We start from the raw sequence: 17,707 nt of genomic DNA, 5'->3' as shown, positions 1-17,707 counted from the left end.
GTTGACCTCTCTATCGATTAATATATACTTCGGTTAACAGTCTAAGTAAAAAGCCTATAAAACTAATGGAAATACATCTCAAATAATTTTCACATACACATTCGTTAATAGCAGCATTTTTCTCTTAATTCTTAATAAGGAACACACAAATCCATCAACGCTTTCTTTTTAGAGTCCAGGCTTGAATTTAATCTAAACTTTCTAGCGCATAATGGATTTTCCCTACCCAATTTCTATAATCAAATTTGTTTTCAGCACATTTTCTTGCATTAAATGATAGTTCTAATAGTTCTTCTTGCGTCAAAGACAAGGCTTTACGGATTATCTCTAAACATAAATCGATGCTGCATCCATCAAGGATCAGGCTATTTACATTATCATCCAAATAATATTTAGTATAATCACCTACACGCGATGCAATTGGTATAACACCATAGCACATTACCTCCGGAACTTTACTTGGAAAATTAGCTAAAGTCATTTGTTTTTCTTCTCTAACCAAAATCAAAAAATGCATGGACTGATACAATTCGATCAGCTCTTCATAATGCATCCATTTATGTACTACAAGTATATCTTTTAGACTTTCATATTCATGGGGAGACAATAGATTTTTAACTTTCTCCTCCTTAATTCCACATAAATGTAATTCCACTCGTTCTTTTTCTTGAAAAGTCAATTGACTAAAACTTTTAATGACTACCTCTATTGCATCTTTCATTAATCCATTGCCTGGAAAAATAAACTTAATTTTATTAAACGCTTTTTCTCCTACTGGGTATTCAAGTGTATCTGCCATAATTGGTAAGAGCATGCTTTTACACCTATTTCTAATTAAATATTTTTCTATATATGAAGAAATGGGGAAAATTAAATCATGTTGTGGTAAAAAATGTTCTAAATAAATGTTGTATCTCTTTTCTCGCTGCTTTGAATCAAAATAGCTGCTATCAGACCATTCGACAACAATGTTTACTGTTTTGAAACCTATCTTTCTTTTATATTTTAAAATTTCGCGATTAACATCCAAATCCCCGGAATACACCAAAACAATATCTTCTCTTGTAATATGATACTTCTTTAATATATTAACTAAGATATGCCCTAGAAAATATTGAAATTGTAAGCGTCGTAGAATTCTTATGTTAGTTATATTAAATGGAATGATCTTTATACCTTTATACACAAGATGGCCATCTTTCATTTGTAGTCTGAATTCTTCGTTTATGTTTGAAATAACATACACTTCATATTCCGCCTCTTTCAATGCCTGACTCAAATATTGGATATAATTAGCTTTTGCTGACCCCCTGGGGAAATCGGAATATCCAAATAGAAAAATTCTTTTCTTCATAAACTGCCTCCATATGATTGACTAACTAATCAATTATTTACTGTTGTTCTCATCAAATTTCTATTTATTGTCGTTGAAGTTTCTGTTTGAATGTTATTGTTCTTTAAGGGGACTTTTCTTGATTCTTTCACCATTTTATGTGCTCTTCCAATAAAGATAAACACTAATAGTGTATTCAAATTCCACCCTAATTTATAATAGACCGATAATCCCCCTAAAGCTGCCAAAAAGAAGATACTCATTAATCGGCAACCGAAAAGAAATGTTTTTTCATCTTTATTTAAACTCATTCTTTTCATTCTTCTAAATAACGGGCTTACCACACCTATCATGCAAAGAATTGGAACCATTCCGTAATGAAACATGATATAAATATATTGATTATCAAAATACTTATAGTTGGGATTTCCTAGATAACTATAACCAGCATTAAGGCCGTTTCCCCATAGTAAACTAAGTGGACTTACTTGGGAAAAGAATATTTCGTACTGTCCAGATCTAGTATCTTCACCAATGCGGTTAAAAAGAGCTCCCGTAACATTAGGCAATAACACGATCATTAAGATAAAAACAAGCAACACGATACTAACAGATAGTATTTTCCTCAAGAGACTATTTTTACCTACACCAACGACCATTATAGAATAGAGTATGAAAACACTCTGAATAACCCAACTTCTTGAACGAATTAGAAAAGCACAAATTAATAAACATATGCCTAGAATATATTTGAAAGACTTATGGGTACTTCTATTATCAGACATTCCTAATGCATAACACCAATAAGCACTGATTAAAACCGAAAACATTTCTTTACTTGGTGATGATCTCGTCTCAACCGAAATCCCATACTGTAAAATAAAGGAAATACTCCCCCATAAAATAAGTACGACCATTGTAACGATTATATATGGAATAACTTTTTTAGCACTCTCAAATACAGTCTTATCATAGCCAAGTAAATAAAATAACGGAACTAAACCTAAATTTATGGAAATATCACTTAGAAAAATCTCATGTATATTTGCTTCAAAAACGGAAATCATACACCAAATAAAAAAAATAAGAATGCTTAAAGCAATAATCAAATTAATTTTGCCTCTTTTTTGATGACTACTTATACAAAAAGCTAATAAAATATACAGTAAAAGGATAGCTATACTTGAGCATGCTGATGTGAAATTAGAGTAATTGAATACATAAGTGTATGCCACCGCCCCATCCGTTTTACTCCAAGCCCCCATAATTCCCGGCAAAATTAAATTAATTAGCATTAGCAGTATTATGCTATAAAATAGTAATCCTTTTACATTAATTTTCATCTCATTCAGATGCATAGTTTTGCCCCTTGCAGCTATCCAATGGTCAGCTAATCTACCCTGATTTTCCATTGGCTGCCAATTAATAGTTAAATTTGAAAACTTCCTTTCTGAACATGTTTCTCTATTATTTGATTTATTTCTCTTATAAATTTTTCTATAACGATATCGACTTGAAATTCTTCTTTTACTTTTTGCTTTGCCGCACTTCCTGCTTCCTGGCAAAATAAAGGATTCTCTACACAGTAATGAATGGCAGATACTAATTCACTGACATCATTACTTTTAACCAAAATACCATTTTTTTGGTTTTGTATCAGATCTTTAGGACCAGTAGGACAATCCGTCGATATACAAGGTAATCCAACACCCATAGCTTCCATAAGAGCATTCGGCATCCCTTCATAATTGGACGATAAAACAAAGAGATCTGTAGACATAAGCGCATCTGCAACATTAGACACTCTTCCTTTAAAAGTCACAGCATCCTCTATTCCCAATTCTTTTACTAGAACCTTCAAAGTGTTTTTTTCTTCCCCTGATCCATAGAGACTCAATTTTATGGACTTATTTGTTTTATAAACCATTGCAAAGGCCTTGATTAAGAGGCTCTGATTTTTCTGAGCACTTAACCTCCCAAAAGTAGCTATTTCCGCGATGGATTCCCTTTTCTGATAATTGCACTCTATTAAGACATTGCTTACCGGATTAGGCACCACAATCATTTTTTTTCTTGCAAATTCCGGAAAAAATTCAGCTTGTTCCTCAGTTTGCAGAAAGATACCGGTTGATAATAATGCAACCATTTTTCCAACAAACCTCATCTTTTTAGATTCAGGATAAAGAAACGGATTATTTCTGACAGTAGATATGAATGGAATTTTCATAAATCTTGATGCTAAAAAGAAATGGTTTACTTGATCAGGTAAAAACGGGATAATTATATCAGGGCTGATTTTATAAATCATTTTCCTCATTGTTAAAAATTTTTGTGTATAATATTTAATTTTACTTTCACCATTTCTTTTAGGTAATAGGTGGAGTCTCACTTTATCAGAAATAGGATATTCACTTTTCACTCTCTCATATAGTATTAAATGAACATCATACCCTTTTTCAGCCATACCACTTGCTAATATTGATACAACTCTCTCTGCTCCACCGGACGAGAGAGAATTCGTTACAAAAAGATACTTTTTAATAGGCATATCTAAAAATCCCCTTAGAAGAAATCCAAAATTAGGAATATATCCATTTTCACAAAAATAGAAGCAAAATATTTTTAAATACCCTTTATTAAATTTCAAAGAAGTGCTAGTTATTATTTTTAGTTGATTTGATTGTAGTACATTTCAATTAAGTCCTCGTTGCCATATTCGTGTTTTTGTAAATAGTCACTCAATTGTAGTCGTTTATTTGGATTGTTCAATAAATCTATAATAGCCCCGGCGATTTGATGAGGTTCAAGAGGTACAACTATTCCTTCTGAGTCTTCTATAATTTGATCCTTAACGGTATCATAATTGGAAACAACAATCGGTTTACTTAAGATCTTAGCTTCATCCAACACGACAGATTTCCCTTCATATCTGGATGGTTGAACGACTATGTCACAATAATAGAAATAGGGATATGGATTCTCTCTGATCCCTAATAAAATGACTTTGTCTTCTACCTGTGCATCATTTATTTGCTTCTGTAACTTTTCTTTTAACTCACCCTGTCCGATAATATACCATATAAAATTAATGCTTTGATCCTGCATAACTTTTGCCGTTTGAATTGCCACATCAAATCCTTTTTGGCCGTTTAACCTGCCAATTGACAGTAATATTGGCTTCTCAGGTTCCGCTGCTCTAACTTCCTCATATTCATTCGGAAGAAAATCAAGTGCCAATTTCTTAATTAAAGAAGATACTGTGAGATTCGGTATACATATTGTCTTGTCAACAAAATCAGGAAAAATGTCATTAAATATTTTTACACATTCATCAGATATTGACACGATTCTATCGAATTTCGCAAAATAGGGTCTATCTAACTCTCTATCAAAACCATCGGCATTATAATCATTGTGTACCCATGTAACCTTCTTCTTTGCACGTACCTTATCAGCAACATAGTACATCCCTTCACCGTGCATATAAGAAATAGCTACGTCATATTCTCCTGGTAAATCCTTGATAGCCTTTCTATAGAATGTGTTCCAGCGGATTTGTTTCCCCCTATTAGCATTGCTGTGATATCTCAATCTTGTATAAGATGTACCAAGATATCTCCTAAAACCTGCATTTAATGAGGAAATTTTTCTGAATCCATCAGAATCCAAAGATTTGAATGCATATTTCAATGTGTTAGGTATGCTTAATATATTTACTTCTTTTGGTACTTGTTTCATAAAGGCACCCTCATGTTTAAATAACAACAAATCTACTTTGTACTTTGAATAATCAAAAAGATTCAATAGATTGACTAAGCTTTTTTCCGCTCCGCCAGTGTTTAATGCCGATATAACAAAAAGTACTTTTTTCATTTAAATTACTCCTACATGAAGTTATAGCTGATATTCGTTACTAATAAATACATGTCTATTTCCGACTTATAAAACGAACATAACGTGCTGAATCTACTATTCAACTAACTCAGAAATAGCTTTCAATATAGAGGTTTTAACCCTATCCTCAGTATAATTTTCTCTTATCCGATCATATACAAATTTTGAATAGATTCCCCAGGACATATCCTGGATTATCTTATCAACAACATCAGCATATCGCCTTGCATCAATATCATTAACAACAAGTTCTGGTTTAGCAACTATACTACTATTAAATCCCGCTGAACTGACAATTGGAACCACACCAAATGTCATAGCTTCTGTGAGCGAATTTGAATGTCCTTCCTTTTTCTCCTGCGACGGAAAAATAAAAAAATGTGCTTTTTGTAACTCTGCACTTATAATCTCAAAAGGCTGATGTCCTAAAAATCTGATTGTGTCTTTAGGGATATACAAATTAGAAATAAACTGATCCAGGTCTCTTTTATATTCTTCTGTGTAAGCTCCAATAATAATCGTCTCAACTTTATAGCCTCTTTTTAGAAGTTCACTACACACCTCAACTATTACTCCAATATTTTTTGCCTCAGTAACTCGACCAAAGTAGATCAACCTAATAACATCTAGCGGGCGATCCGCACTATATTCTTTTAAAAACTTGTTCATCACATAATTAGGAGAATATACAGACCTTTTTTTATACCTTTGCTCTATAAACCTTACATATTCAAGTCCTTGACAAAACACTGTATCTACTTTCATAAGAATTGAATCCATAAACAACTTATAAAGTTTTCCGTATTCATAATATGCCTTGACCAGTCTGCCATTTCTTGCTTCGTAGATTGTCCTGCGAGAAAGTAATTTTCCAGTCATTATAATTAACCATTCTAAGTAGACATTTCTTTCATAGAAACCTACTGTATATAAGATAGCTCTATTATTAGAAACTAAAGCTTTCCAAAGTCTCGTATATCCTTTCAGTGCCATTTTAAAATAATTCATTAATCCTTTTTTTTCCATAATCGGCTTATCAATAGTAATAACTTCAAATCCATGCTTCTTTAAAATTTCTCTTGTTCTCCGGCATCCAATTTCACCTCCTCCTATTTGATATTGCGTCAAATTTGTACCTACAGGTGCATAAAAAACGATAATATTTTTTTCCATATCACTTACCTCTAGCAATTAACCATAAAAATTTTGTATTAGTATGGAGATATCTCTTAAAAAGTCTTTTTGGATCCTGCAGCAATCTATAAAGCCATTCAAGATTACTCTTCTGCATCCACTCAGGAGCCCTAGAAATGTTTTCTGCAAAATAATCAAATCCAGCTCCGATGCCAATCATCAAGCCCGTTACCCTCCCCTGATGAGCAGCCATCCATCTTTCTTGCTTCGGTGCGCCAAGCCCAATCCAGACAAAGTCAGGTTTTGTGTCATTGATGGCTTTAACAGCGGCTTCATCCTCCTCATCTGTCATCGGACGAAAAGGAGGACTGTACATTCCGGCAATTTCTAAACCAGGATAGTTTTCTTTTAGCTTTTGAAAGAGTTTTTCTAAAATTTCTTCTGTTGATCCGTAAAAGTAATGGCGGTAACCTTTCTCGACAGAAATCTTGAAAATTTCTCCCATAAGACTAGGTCCAGTGGTTCTAGCCATGTTTTGATGTCCCCGTTTTCGTCCAAGAGTGGCTAAAGGACCCCCATCCGGAATTGCCATAATACCACCGTTCTGAACAGCACGATAATCCGGTTCTTCATAGCTAGTTACAGTGGTATGCACATTAGACACACAGATGTAATCTCCGGTTAAGTTTTTGATATTTTTATTTAAGTAATCTACCAGCCACTCCATATTAATTGCGGCAATATTTACCCCTAAGATATTGCATGTAGGGATTTTCGATTTATCAACTGTTGGGACAAAACCCTCAACAGATTCATCTGGAGTCTTTCTCAACACATTTGACATCTGTGCTTCCCCCGATTGGATTAAAAGTAATTTAATAATATTCCGACAAATCATCAAAAACTTCATATATAAAAAAGTGATGATTTCACTTAAACATAATCAAAAATCTTTTTAGCTACATCTTCATTCGCCACTTTCTTCATATCTGCCTCGACCATTATACGAACTAACTCTTGGAAAGAAGTTTTTGTCGGATTCCAACCTAATAATGTTCTTGCTTTTGTTGGATCTCCCAATAATTGATCTACTTCTGCAGGACGGAAAAATTTAGGATCAACTTCAACAATTACATCACCTGTTGCTTTGTTAACACCTTTCTCTTCTATTCCTTGTCCCGTCCATTCAATCTCAACACCAACATGTTTGAATGATAACTCTACGAATTCTCGTACAGTATGCATTTCACCAGTTGCGATTACAAAATCCTCAGGATTATGGTGCTGAAGGATTAACCACATACATTCAACATAATCTTTCGCATAACCCCAATCGCGTAAAGAGTCTAAATTTCCTAATAATAATTTCTTTTGTTTCCTCTGAGCAATTCGTGCTGCTGCAAGTGTGATTTTTCGGGTTACGAACGTTTCACCGCGACGTTCAGATTCATGGTTAAATAAAATTCCATTTACTGCAAACATATTATAGGATTCACGATAATTCTTTGTAATCCAGAATCCATATATCTTTGCTGCTCCATATGGAGAACGCGGATAAAATGGAGTCGTTTCTTTTTGTGGAACCTCCTGAACTTTTCCGTAAAGCTCAGAAGTGGACGCTTGGTAAACATGTGTTTTATCTGTTAATCCTAAAATCCGAACTGCTTCCAAAATATTCAATGTACCTTTTGCATCTACATCTAATGTATATCCTGGCATGTCAAAAGAAACACGAACATGGGATTGCGCTGCGAGATTGTAGATTTCATCTGGTTGAATTTCACCAATTATACGAGTAACATTTAAAGCATCTGTAACATCTCCGTAGTGAAGGTGGAAGTTTTGATTATTGATTAATGCATCTGCTTCTTCAGCGGTAAGAATATCTTCTAATCGTTCTTGATTATAAGAAGAACTACGACGAATGATACCGTGGACTTCATATCCTTTTTCCAATAAAAACTCTGCTAAATATGAACCATCTTGTCCTGTTACACCGGTAATTAATGCTTTTTTCATACTAGTCCTCCAATTTATCAATTTACTTTTGAACATTCATTTTCCAAAAACCATTGATATGCTTTTTGTAATCCTACTTCTAAAGGAATACTCGCTTTCCAACCTAACGAATTAATTTTAGATACATCTACTAATTTACGAGGTGTTCCATCAGGTTTTGTCGTATCAAATATGATTTCACCATCAAATCCAACGACCTTTTTAATCGTTTCAGCAAGATCTTTAATTGAAATATCCTCTCCAACACCAACATTTACTATTTCATTTCCTTCATAATCATTCATTAAGAACACACATGCATCAGCCAAATCATCTGAATATAGGAATTCTCGTTTTGGTGTTCCTGTTCCCCAAACCTCGACTTCAGACATGTTGTTGACTTTTGCTTCATGGAATTTTCGTATTAATGCCGGCAAAACATGTGATGTATGTAAATCGAAATTATCATTTGGACCATATAAGTTCGTTGGCATAACGGAGATATATTTTGCCCCATATTGTCTATGGTATGATTGACACATTTTGATCCCTGCAATTTTTGCAATCGCATACGGCTCGTTTGTCGGTTCTAATTCACCTGTTAATAAACATTCTTCTCTTAACGGCTGTGGAGCAAATTTTGGATAAATGCAAGTACTTCCTAAGAAAAGAAGTTTCTTCACGCCGGTTTTATATGCCGCATCGATCACATGGGTTTGTATGAAAAGATTATCGCGAATAAAATCGGCTGGATATTCATTGTTTGCCACAATTCCCCCAACTTTTGCAGCAGCTAAAAACACATACTCAATTTCTTCTTCCTCGAAAAAGTCTAAAACTTCCCCAAAATTTCGCAAATCTAATTCATTGCTAGTTTTATAGATTAGATTTGTAAATCCCTCTTTCTGCAATTTTCTTAAAATAGCAGAGCCAACTAATCCTCGATGCCCAGCAACATATATTTTTGAATGTTTTTCCATTCAAACACTCCCTTAGTTAAAAAGCATTCTTTGACCCAAATAAAACGAGAAAGGTTTTCAATATAACTTTGATATCCATCCAAATATTTCTTTCAGAAATATATTTAAGATCTAATTCAACCATTTCCTTAAAACCAAGACTATTTCTCCCGCTAACTTGCCATAAACCTGTACAACCCGGTGTGACCGTTAACCGCTGCTTATCATAATCATCATATTCTTCAACTTCTCTGGGTAATGGAGGCCTAGGTCCAACAAGGCTCATCTCACCTTTCATTACATTCCAAAGCTGAGGAAATTCATCAATACTTGTTTTTCTTATAAACTTGCCTATCTTAGTAATACGGGGATCATCTTTCATCTTAAACATCGCACCACTTATTTCATTTTTTTCTAGTAAATCCTTTAATAATTCCTCCGCATTCGTAACCATTGAACGAAATTTATACATATAAAACGTTTGTCCATTTTTGCCAATTCGTTGCTGCTTAAAAAAAATCGGGCCTCTTGGGTCTTGCATTTTGATAAGAATGGCAACAATTAAAACAAAAGGTGATAATAAGATAAGTCCAGCTAAAGCTCCCACAATATCTATGACACGTTTCGTAAGTAGATATCCCGATTTTTGATTAACGATTTTTTTTTGATTAAAATCACTAATCATGTTCTCTTTTTCTTTCATTTTAGTAAGATCCAACAAACTCTCCCCCTACTAGTTGGATGCTTTTTCAACTTCGAGATATTTTTCTAATGCTTGAAAAATATCTTCTCTCAATTCTTCATTTTTCATAGCAAAATCAATGGTTGTAAGGATAAAACCTAACTTCTCACCAACATCATATCTAGTTCCTTCAAAATCATAGGCATGGACTTCTTGCACTTGATTTAATTGTTGAATGGCATCCGTTAGTTGAACTTCTCCCCCAGCACCAATTGTTTGGTTGTCTAGGAATGTAAATATCTCAGGAGTTAATACATATCTCCCCATGATGGCTAAATTTGACGGTGGAGTTTCTTTTGGTTTTTCAACAAAATTGTATACTTTATAACGTCTTCCTTCTTGTACAAGGGGATCAATAATTCCATAGCGGCTCGTTTGATTGTGAGGAACAGTTTGTACGCCAATAATAGATGATCCTGTTTGTTCATATTCTTCAATCAATTGCTTTAATGCAGGCTTTTGAGAAACAACAATGTCGTCTCCAAGGAGAACAGCAAATGGCTCATCACCGATGAACTTTCGTGCGCACCAAACAGCATGCCCTAATCCTTTCGGTTCTTTTTGGCGAATATAGTGGATATCAACAAGCTTTGAGGAATGCTGCACTTTTTCTAACAAATCGTACTTTTCTTTTTCCTTCAAGATTTGCTCTAGTTCAAAGACATGATCAAAATGATCTTCAATCGCTCTTTTTCCTTTTCCAGTCACGATGATGATATCTTCAATGCCAGATTCAATTGCTTCCTCTACGATATACTGAATAGTAGGCTTATCAACGATTGGGAGCATTTCCTTTGGCATTGCTTTTGTTGCAGGTAGAAATCTCGTCCCTAGTCCTGCTGCAGGTATAATTGCTTTTCTCACTTTTTTCAAATAAATCCCTCCTTGTTTATTTAGAAATAAGAAAATAACGTAAAAGCTCGAAATTTATACTAATAGGGCGTCAACCTCCCCCTCACATTACACTCTCGACGACTATCGTCTAAGGTAGGTTTATCTCAACCCATAGCATAACCGAGTGCCTCCATTGATAGTGATAAGGAGGCATCATCACATAAACAACCATTTGTTTTTTATAAAGAACTATCCGATAAAAAAATTCAATTAAAAATAACTCATGTAACTTAATAGATTGTCTTTCATTACATCTTTGTCATTCGATTAGTTTCGTTCCTTATAAAGAACAAATATAGCGTTTTAATTTAAATATCATAGAAAGATAGGTAGTTATGACCTGCCGTATTAATAATACTGATCACTTTTTATTATTTAACACGACTCCTAAAAGCTTTGCTTTTGCAGATTTTAGTGATTCTAGGGCTTTTATACCCGTTTCCTTTTTCGTTTTTCCACTGTTTACAACTAATACAACACCATCACCTAAATTAGACAGTATTTGCGCTTCGGCAACTGAATTAACTGGCGGGGAATCAAATAAAATCACATCATACTCTTCTAAGGCCTGCTCCATGAGCTCTTTCATTGCATCTGAACTTAAAAGTTCCGCTGGATTTGAAGAAATAGGTCCACTAGGCAAAATATCTAATTTTTCAATCTCCGTTTTTCGTATAGCTTCTTGTAATGAAGTTTGTTGTATAAGAACATTAGTTAATCCAGTCATATTTTCAGTTTTAAAAATATAATGTATTATTGGATTGCGGAGATCTGCATCGACAATAAGAATCTTTTTTCCTTGTTGAGCCATCACGACTCCTAAGTTTGCCGTTATAGTTGTCTTTCCTTCTCCTAATCCTGGGGACGTAATAATTAATGTTCGATAGACCTTTTCAATGGTTGAAAATTGAATATTCGTTTGAATCGTACGATATTGTTCTGAAATTATTGATTTCGGATTGATATAAGAAATCAAGCTTATTTCTTTTTTAACATTAACTTTTTCACTTCGTTTAAACATCAATTGCCTCACCTCGAACTTCTAGATTAACTTGTTTTATCTGTTTCATGTGTTTGCCTTTTATCTCGAATACTTCCCCTAATACTGGAAGACCCAATAACTGTTCCACATCACTTTCCGTTTTAATCGAATCATCCATCTTCTCTAGTAAAAAGCAAATTCCTAAACTTGCTATTAATCCAAATATAAAACCAACGGCTATAATTAATTTCGGACTCGGATTGGTTGGTGATGGATTTACTTTTGCCATTGATAAAATTTTTATGTTATTAACATTCATTAATGTTAGAATTTCTTCATTAAATGTCTCAGCAATCGTGTTTGAAATTTTTGCTGCAGTTTCTGGATCTGAATCTTGCACTGTTATAGTAAGTACTTGTGACTTTTCTCCACTGCTTATATTTATCTGTTTAACTAACGTTTTTTCAGGGCGATTTAATTCCAATTTTCTACTAACTATATCGAGTATCATTGGACTCTTAATAATATCACTATAGGTCTCTAGGTTGGATTGAACCTGGTTATAATCAATTCCTTGTCCATTTTCTCTTGATTGGTTTACAAGAATCTGTGTAGAAGATTGATATTTTGGAGTTATAAAATAAAAACTATAAATACCACTTGTCATTGTTGCAAGTAATGTAATTAACACGATCATCCTTAAACGTCTCTTCATAGCGTTAAATAAATCTTTCACTGTAATAAAATCCAATTCTTCCATAATTCCTCCATAAAGTTATATTTTTTTGACCAATCCTACAATAAATCTTTTTATACATGTTCTTAATAATAAACAAATTAGGTATACAATATCCTTTTTCATATGAAATATATTAAAGTGGCCAAATATAACAATTCACTTTATAAACTTATTTTATATTCTTTATATAGAGCGTCTCTACCTAAAAATGCTCTTTTTCAATTCTATTTTACGTATGTATTAAAATTATAAATTCCGTGATTATTCACTTTTTAATTTAACAAGTGTATCAATCAATTTTCTTAATTTGTCTAATGCAATTAATATCGATTACTTCCTCTAATTCCTTACTCAGGTTAGACTTTCACCAACTAGCAATTAACGGCTTGCTGAGCACGCGAAATTAAAAGAGGACATTTACAGTCCTCTAATACTTCTTGTTGATTAAGCACCCTTGTTATTATGTTACTGTCGGTTTTCAAAAAAATTACTGACTAATATTATTTTGTCAGAATCGGTGCTAAACTCTTCGATAGCAATGGTAATAAGAAAAACCAAACAACTACTGAACCTCTCGTTCTAAGATTCCAGCAAAAACAAAAGTTTTTACAGTCGTAGGGAATCAAGTCCTCATTCCGATTATATAGTTCAGACTTCATTTTTCGATATGAACCGAAACGGTGAATCGACCTGCTTTCCCTGCACTCGAAAACAGAACTTCAAACGATTTTACTCAAATACGGTTATGTCAATACAGCTCGTGTAGGTTTTATCTACTCAAGGAAAAACAATGTTCTTCAACTTCATCCCATTTCATAAACATACGAACAATATCTTCCTCAATTAATTCTGAACCTGATTGGACTTCTATCATCTCTAAATCAGAAATCGCCTTTAGACCATGCTTTTCTCCAACATTAATTTTTAGTACATCACCTGGTCGGACAACCTGTAATTTATCATTATGAGCAAATATTCCTTCTCCCTTAATGATGGTCCATACTTCACTTCTTTTAAAATGGTATTGATAACTTACGTTGTAACCCGCTTTAATTCCAATTCGTTTTGTCAACACTTCACGTCCATCTTTAATTTTGGTATGATCCAATACACGATACCAGCCCCAACGACGTTCTTCATACATAGGTCTGCTGTCAAATTCACCTACTATTTCTTTTACACGCGGGCTTTTTTCTTTATCAGCCACTAAAATCCCATCTGGACTTACAGCAACAACAACATTAGAAACACCTACTATCGTAACTGGAATATCTAATTCATTTATGAGATGAGTATTTTCACATTCCATATTTATGATGCCCTTGCCTATTTTGGTTGTGTCCATTTCTTCTGTTAAAGTGTTCCATGTACCCAAATCTTTCCAATAATCTTTATAAGGAAGTACAACAATATTATCTTCTTTTTCAACCGCTTCATAATCAAAACTAATTTTAGGAAGTTTATCATATTTTTTTAATAGCTCTTCATATTGAATAGGAAGCCCTTTTTTCTCTAGTATATTAATCACATAACTTAATTTAAACGCAAATACGCCACAGTTCCAAAGTGCCCCCTGTTCAATCAGTTCGTATGCTTGTTCTTCTGTAGGTTTTTCCGTAAACCTATTTACTTGAAAATATTGATTTTGTTTTTCATCTTTTGGGATAATATATCCGTATTTCGCTGAAGGATATGTTGGTTTTACTCCAATTAGAGCTAACTCTGCTTTACTGTGATGAATCACATTCTCTAAAGCTTTAATACTTTCAAAAAAGGATTCTTGAACATAGGGATCTACAGGAAGAATAGTAACTACTTCATTTAGATCTGCTTCCTTTACCGTATATAAATATGTGGCAGCAAGTGCAATCGCTGGAAACGTATCTCGACGACTAGGTTCAATAATTAAGCTGGTTTGGTTTCCAAGCTGGCTTTGTATTATATCTACCTGTGACTTACTTGTAGCAATAACGGTCGACTCAGCCAACCCTACTCGGCTTAATTGTCCCCATACACGCTGAACCATCGATTGCAACTGATTATTTTCTCCCTTTAACACCTTCAGAAACTGCTTTGATCTTGCATCATTTGACAACGGCCATAAACGTTTTCCTGATCCACCTGATAATAAAACTAATTGCATCATCCATTCTCCTTTAATGATATTTTTTGAATTTCTATTCAAATCCTCCATAAAGAAGATGATAGATAGCTCCTCATCATTTTTAATAAACAGGGCATTTAACCCATCCTCACATCACACTCTTGACGACTGGCGTCTAAGGCTTTTCAACCCACAGCATGACCGAGTGCCTCCGTTGATAGTGGTAAGGAGACATTACCGAATCTTTATATTTTATTTTAAAACGAATAATTCGTACTCTATAGAGAACCAATAAACAAAAAAATCTTTAAAACATACATTAAGTTCCTAATAAAGAACGAAAAGGTAGATTTAAAGAGTATATACTTTAATATATATATTTACTTCTAAGTAGATTAATGTTATATATGTATGTCTATCCTACTATCATTTTAGTTCTTTATAAAGAACTAGTCAATACGATTATACACATTTTAGTGAATTTCGTAAAATAAATCATGCCTTTTGATTAATCACTAATAACCAAAAATAATGCAAATTTTTAATCAGTTGTTCCTTTTATGCCAGTTCCAGGCGCTTTCAATAATCGCTGGTAGCTTAATTTTTGCTTTCCACCCCAACTCTTGATAAATCTTTTCGGATGAGGCTATTAGTTGAGCAGGGTCTCCCGCTCGGCGTTCCACATATTCAATGGTTGCTTGACGTCCAGTTACAATTTCACATGTTTCAATAACCTCTTTTATAGTATAGCCTGTTCCATTACCTAAATTATAAGTAGCCATCTGCTTTTTACCCATTAATAAAGCATTGAGTGATAATATATGAGCATGAGCAAGATCGGTTACATGAATATAATCACGAATACAAGTTCCGTCTGGGGTATCATAATCTTTCCCAAAAACGGAGATCTTTTCACGTTTGCCTAATAAATGCTGAAGAATAATCGGAATTAAATGAGTCTCGGGATCATGACTTTCACCAATGGACGTAGATTCATGGGCTCCGGCCGCATTAAAATACCGCAAGACAATATAACGCAGACCATAGGCTTGTGAAAAATCCTCCAAAATTTGTTCAACCATTAACTTAGAGTAGCCATAAGGATTAATGGGTTTCGTTAGCGATTGTTCTGTCAGGAAAGTATCTTCTGGGATTCCATATATAGCTGCCGTGGATGAAAAGATGAAATTCTTTACATCATGCTTCATCATTACCTTCAATAGCGTTAATGTTGCCACTACATTATTTTCATAATATTTCCACGGATCAACAACTGATTCTCCAACTAAGCTATTTGCTGCAAAATGTATCACTGCATCGATTGAGTAAGTAGAAAAAACCTTTTCTAAATCCTCTTCTTTGCCTAGGTCTCCTTTAACAAAAATCGCATTTTCATCAATAGCCCAGCAATGGCCCGTCGATAAATTATCCAAAACAACAACTTCTGTACTATCTACCAATTCTTTAACTGTGTGGCTGCCGATATAACCTGCTCCACCTACAACTAAAATCATTGGGTTAATTACCTCCATTCGTTATTACAACTTCTTACTTATTCAACTTGTAATCTATCAAATAATTCTTTACGATTACCACTCTCTATAAAGAACAATAATATAAAAAATATACTATTCCCATGTCCATTATGATTCATCTAGATCAATGATCGAATTCTAAGATGGACTTTCGGAATAGTATCATTAAAAGAATTTAGCGGAGATTTAAGTTTAATCCTAATTATTTTCTCATCTATGCCTATTAAAGAAGTATGTTATATATTTTATCTTAGTTCTATATAAAGAATGTGTCAATTAATATTTACAATAAAGTACAAATTATCCTATTACTCATAACCAAGTATCAAATCCTGTTATTCTTTTAAAGTGGGATATGTTATGAATTGGAAACAATCAAAATAAGGGTTCTGTTACATATATTTTCACACTTTGTTTTTGTTGTTCAGGTGATTGGATTCCTGGTACTTCCCATTCTGATAGCTGTTCTGAGTAAGGCATATTATCAGCCCCCTTTCATAATAGAGTAGGGTAACCTCTTTCAAGGCTACCCCCTCATCAAACCGCACGTGTCCTATTAAGACATACGGCTTACCAACGTGTTTTATTTATCAATTCCAGCTATTCTATGAGCATAGTTCATTTTACGAACAAGGGTAGGAGTGGTAATATTCTTTCCCTTGTTCTTTTGCTCTTTGGACTTTCTCCTTGTGTTTCTTCTTTTGCTTTTCTTTCATATACTCAAGATAATCCTCTATTGTGTGGCCGTATTGCTTTCCATAATAATATTGAAAGGCAGGGACTAAGCCAATTTTTGCGAAATATTCATTATTCCATTTGGTACTCATTGCCCACCCTTTTCTTTGGCTAGAGTGTTTATGAATCATGGCGACTCGCAATCTTCTTCGAATATACGAATCAATCGCTAGTAATTTATCTCGAAAACATTAAAATAACATCGACTTTTCATACCATACTCTTCGTTTGCTTTGACGGCTTTCCAAATGCTGAGAAAGAAGTTCACTTTTACAAGTGTAAATCCACGAGGTCGTTCTCCTTCCGTTCATGCACGGTTTAGTCCATACACCACAGAACGTCTGACTTCTCCGTCCATATGGACCACTTCGGATTACCCTTATAGGTTCATGTCCTTTCGGTATAGACGGAGATCTCACGGGGGCATCGCACTTTCCTTCTAAACATACCCAGCACCATCATTTGATAAGCTATCTCTATTCGGCTGATTCTTTGAATAGAAATCACTACATAGTAGGGACTTCCCATTATTTACGCATAGTCGCCAACTTATCCCGCCGCCATGCTTCACACTTATTGCATTTGAGTCTATTTATCCGACTACGGGTCTCTCGATTATCCGCATCTCCATCAGACACCACCTCACGATGATGCCATA

At 34.1% G+C, this 17,707-nt stretch carries 15 protein-coding genes; all 15 read right to left on the bottom strand.

Annotation, left to right across the window (positions count from 1 at the left end; translation table 11 throughout):
- Nucleotides 1–187: 187 nt before the first annotated feature.
- A complete protein-coding gene (locus ACE199_RS13890; RefSeq protein WP_375350289.1) occupies nt 188–1,354 on the bottom strand; it encodes a glycosyltransferase in 1,167 nt (388 codons plus the stop codon).
- 29 nt (nt 1,355–1,383) lie between these two features.
- The gene (locus ACE199_RS13885) at nt 1,384–2,745 is read right to left on the bottom strand and encodes a hypothetical protein (RefSeq protein WP_375350288.1); all 1,362 of its coding nucleotides are present in this window, start codon (nt 2,743–2,745) and stop codon (nt 1,384–1,386) included.
- A 17-nt stretch (nt 2,746–2,762) separates the two neighbouring features.
- Nucleotides 2,763–3,881, bottom strand: a complete 1,119-nt coding sequence (locus ACE199_RS13880) for a glycosyltransferase (protein WP_375350287.1) — start codon at nt 3,879–3,881, stop codon at nt 2,763–2,765.
- A gap of 119 nt (nt 3,882–4,000) precedes the next feature.
- Nucleotides 4,001–5,206 (bottom strand): glycosyltransferase, encoded by a 1,206-nt coding sequence (locus ACE199_RS13875; protein WP_375350285.1) that lies wholly within the window; start codon nt 5,204–5,206, stop codon nt 4,001–4,003.
- Between the two features lie 96 nt (nt 5,207–5,302).
- A complete protein-coding gene (locus tag ACE199_RS13870) occupies nt 5,303–6,400 on the bottom strand; it encodes a glycosyltransferase family 4 protein (RefSeq protein ID WP_375350284.1) in 1,098 nt (365 codons plus the stop codon).
- Nucleotide 6,401: 1 nt separating this feature from the next.
- Nucleotides 6,402–7,205: a WecB/TagA/CpsF family glycosyltransferase gene (locus ACE199_RS13865; protein ID WP_375350283.1), complete on the bottom strand. Its 804-nt coding sequence runs from the start codon at nt 7,203–7,205 to the stop codon at nt 6,402–6,404.
- 89 nt (nt 7,206–7,294) lie between these two features.
- Complete coding sequence (gene gmd, locus ACE199_RS13860; RefSeq protein ID WP_375350282.1) at nt 7,295–8,380, bottom strand: GDP-mannose 4,6-dehydratase; 1,086 nt, start codon at nt 8,378–8,380, stop codon at nt 7,295–7,297.
- A 17-nt stretch (nt 8,381–8,397) separates the two neighbouring features.
- Nucleotides 8,398–9,339, bottom strand: coding sequence for a GDP-L-fucose synthase (gene fcl, locus ACE199_RS13855; RefSeq protein ID WP_375350281.1), 942 nt, complete (start codon nt 9,337–9,339; stop codon nt 8,398–8,400).
- A 16-nt stretch (nt 9,340–9,355) separates the two neighbouring features.
- On the bottom strand, nt 9,356–10,003 hold the full coding sequence (locus tag ACE199_RS13850; protein WP_375350373.1) for a sugar transferase: 648 nt from the start codon (nt 10,001–10,003) through the stop codon (nt 9,356–9,358).
- A 48-nt stretch (nt 10,004–10,051) separates the two neighbouring features.
- Nucleotides 10,052–10,933 carry a UTP--glucose-1-phosphate uridylyltransferase GalU gene (gene galU, locus ACE199_RS13845; RefSeq protein WP_375350280.1) on the bottom strand — a complete coding sequence of 294 codons (882 nt, stop codon included), beginning with the start codon at nt 10,931–10,933 and terminating at the stop codon, nt 10,052–10,054.
- 382 nt (nt 10,934–11,315) lie between these two features.
- Complete coding sequence (locus tag ACE199_RS13840) at nt 11,316–11,975, bottom strand: CpsD/CapB family tyrosine-protein kinase (protein WP_375350279.1); 660 nt, start codon at nt 11,973–11,975, stop codon at nt 11,316–11,318.
- Nucleotides 11,968–12,696 carry a YveK family protein gene (locus ACE199_RS13835; protein ID WP_375350278.1) on the bottom strand — a complete coding sequence of 243 codons (729 nt, stop codon included), beginning with the start codon at nt 12,694–12,696 and terminating at the stop codon, nt 11,968–11,970. Before ACE199_RS13835 ends, ACE199_RS13840 begins: the two co-directional genes overlap by 8 nt.
- Nucleotides 12,697–13,444: 748 nt before the next feature.
- Entirely contained in the window at nt 13,445–14,818 is a 1,374-nt protein-coding gene (locus ACE199_RS13830) for a sugar phosphate nucleotidyltransferase (RefSeq protein ID WP_375350371.1), read from the bottom strand.
- A gap of 506 nt (nt 14,819–15,324) precedes the next feature.
- Nucleotides 15,325–16,293, bottom strand: coding sequence for a UDP-glucose 4-epimerase GalE (gene galE, locus ACE199_RS13825; protein WP_375350277.1), 969 nt, complete (start codon nt 16,291–16,293; stop codon nt 15,325–15,327).
- Nucleotides 16,294–16,937: 644 nt separating this feature from the next.
- Complete coding sequence (locus ACE199_RS13820; RefSeq protein WP_375350276.1) at nt 16,938–17,141, bottom strand: hypothetical protein; 204 nt, start codon at nt 17,139–17,141, stop codon at nt 16,938–16,940.
- Between the last annotated feature and the right edge of the window lie 566 nt (nt 17,142–17,707).

The sequence above is a fragment of the Peribacillus sp. Hz7 genome (assembly GCF_042136355.1).
GTDB classification, from domain to species: domain Bacteria; phylum Bacillota; class Bacilli; order Bacillales; family DSM-1321; genus Peribacillus; species Peribacillus asahii_A.
The sequence above is the reverse complement of the archived record's forward strand: the minus strand, read 5'-3'. Positions and strand labels throughout refer to the sequence as shown.

Excerpts from the sequence above, each read along its gene's own strand:
- ACE199_RS13890 (WP_375350289.1), bottom strand. The coding sequence starts at position 1,354 with ATGAAGAAAAGAATTTTTCTATTTGGATATTCCGATTTCCCCAGGGGG.
- ACE199_RS13885 (WP_375350288.1), bottom strand. The coding sequence starts at position 2,745 with ATGGAAAATCAGGGTAGATTAGCTGACCATTGGATAGCTGCAAGGGGC.
- ACE199_RS13880 (WP_375350287.1), bottom strand. The coding sequence starts at position 3,881 with ATGCCTATTAAAAAGTATCTTTTTGTAACGAATTCTCTCTCGTCCGGT.
- ACE199_RS13875 (WP_375350285.1), bottom strand. The coding sequence starts at position 5,206 with ATGAAAAAAGTACTTTTTGTTATATCGGCATTAAACACTGGCGGAGCG.
- ACE199_RS13870 (WP_375350284.1), bottom strand. The coding sequence starts at position 6,400 with ATGGAAAAAAATATTATCGTTTTTTATGCACCTGTAGGTACAAATTTG.
- ACE199_RS13865 (WP_375350283.1), bottom strand. The coding sequence starts at position 7,205 with ATGTCAAATGTGTTGAGAAAGACTCCAGATGAATCTGTTGAGGGTTTT.
- gmd (WP_375350282.1), bottom strand. The coding sequence starts at position 8,380 with ATGAAAAAAGCATTAATTACCGGTGTAACAGGACAAGATGGTTCATAT.
- fcl (WP_375350281.1), bottom strand. The coding sequence starts at position 9,339 with ATGGAAAAACATTCAAAAATATATGTTGCTGGGCATCGAGGATTAGTT.
- ACE199_RS13850 (WP_375350373.1), bottom strand. The coding sequence starts at position 10,003 with ATGATTAGTGATTTTAATCAAAAAAAAATCGTTAATCAAAAATCGGGA.
- ACE199_RS13840 (WP_375350279.1), bottom strand. The coding sequence starts at position 11,975 with ATGTTTAAACGAAGTGAAAAAGTTAATGTTAAAAAAGAAATAAGCTTG.
- ACE199_RS13835 (WP_375350278.1), bottom strand. The coding sequence starts at position 12,696 with ATGGAAGAATTGGATTTTATTACAGTGAAAGATTTATTTAACGCTATG.
- ACE199_RS13830 (WP_375350371.1), bottom strand. The coding sequence starts at position 14,818 with ATGCAATTAGTTTTATTATCAGGTGGATCAGGAAAACGTTTATGGCCG.
- galE (WP_375350277.1), bottom strand. The coding sequence starts at position 16,293 with ATGATTTTAGTTGTAGGTGGAGCAGGTTATATCGGCAGCCACACAGTT.
- ACE199_RS13820 (WP_375350276.1), bottom strand. The coding sequence starts at position 17,141 with ATGAGTACCAAATGGAATAATGAATATTTCGCAAAAATTGGCTTAGTC.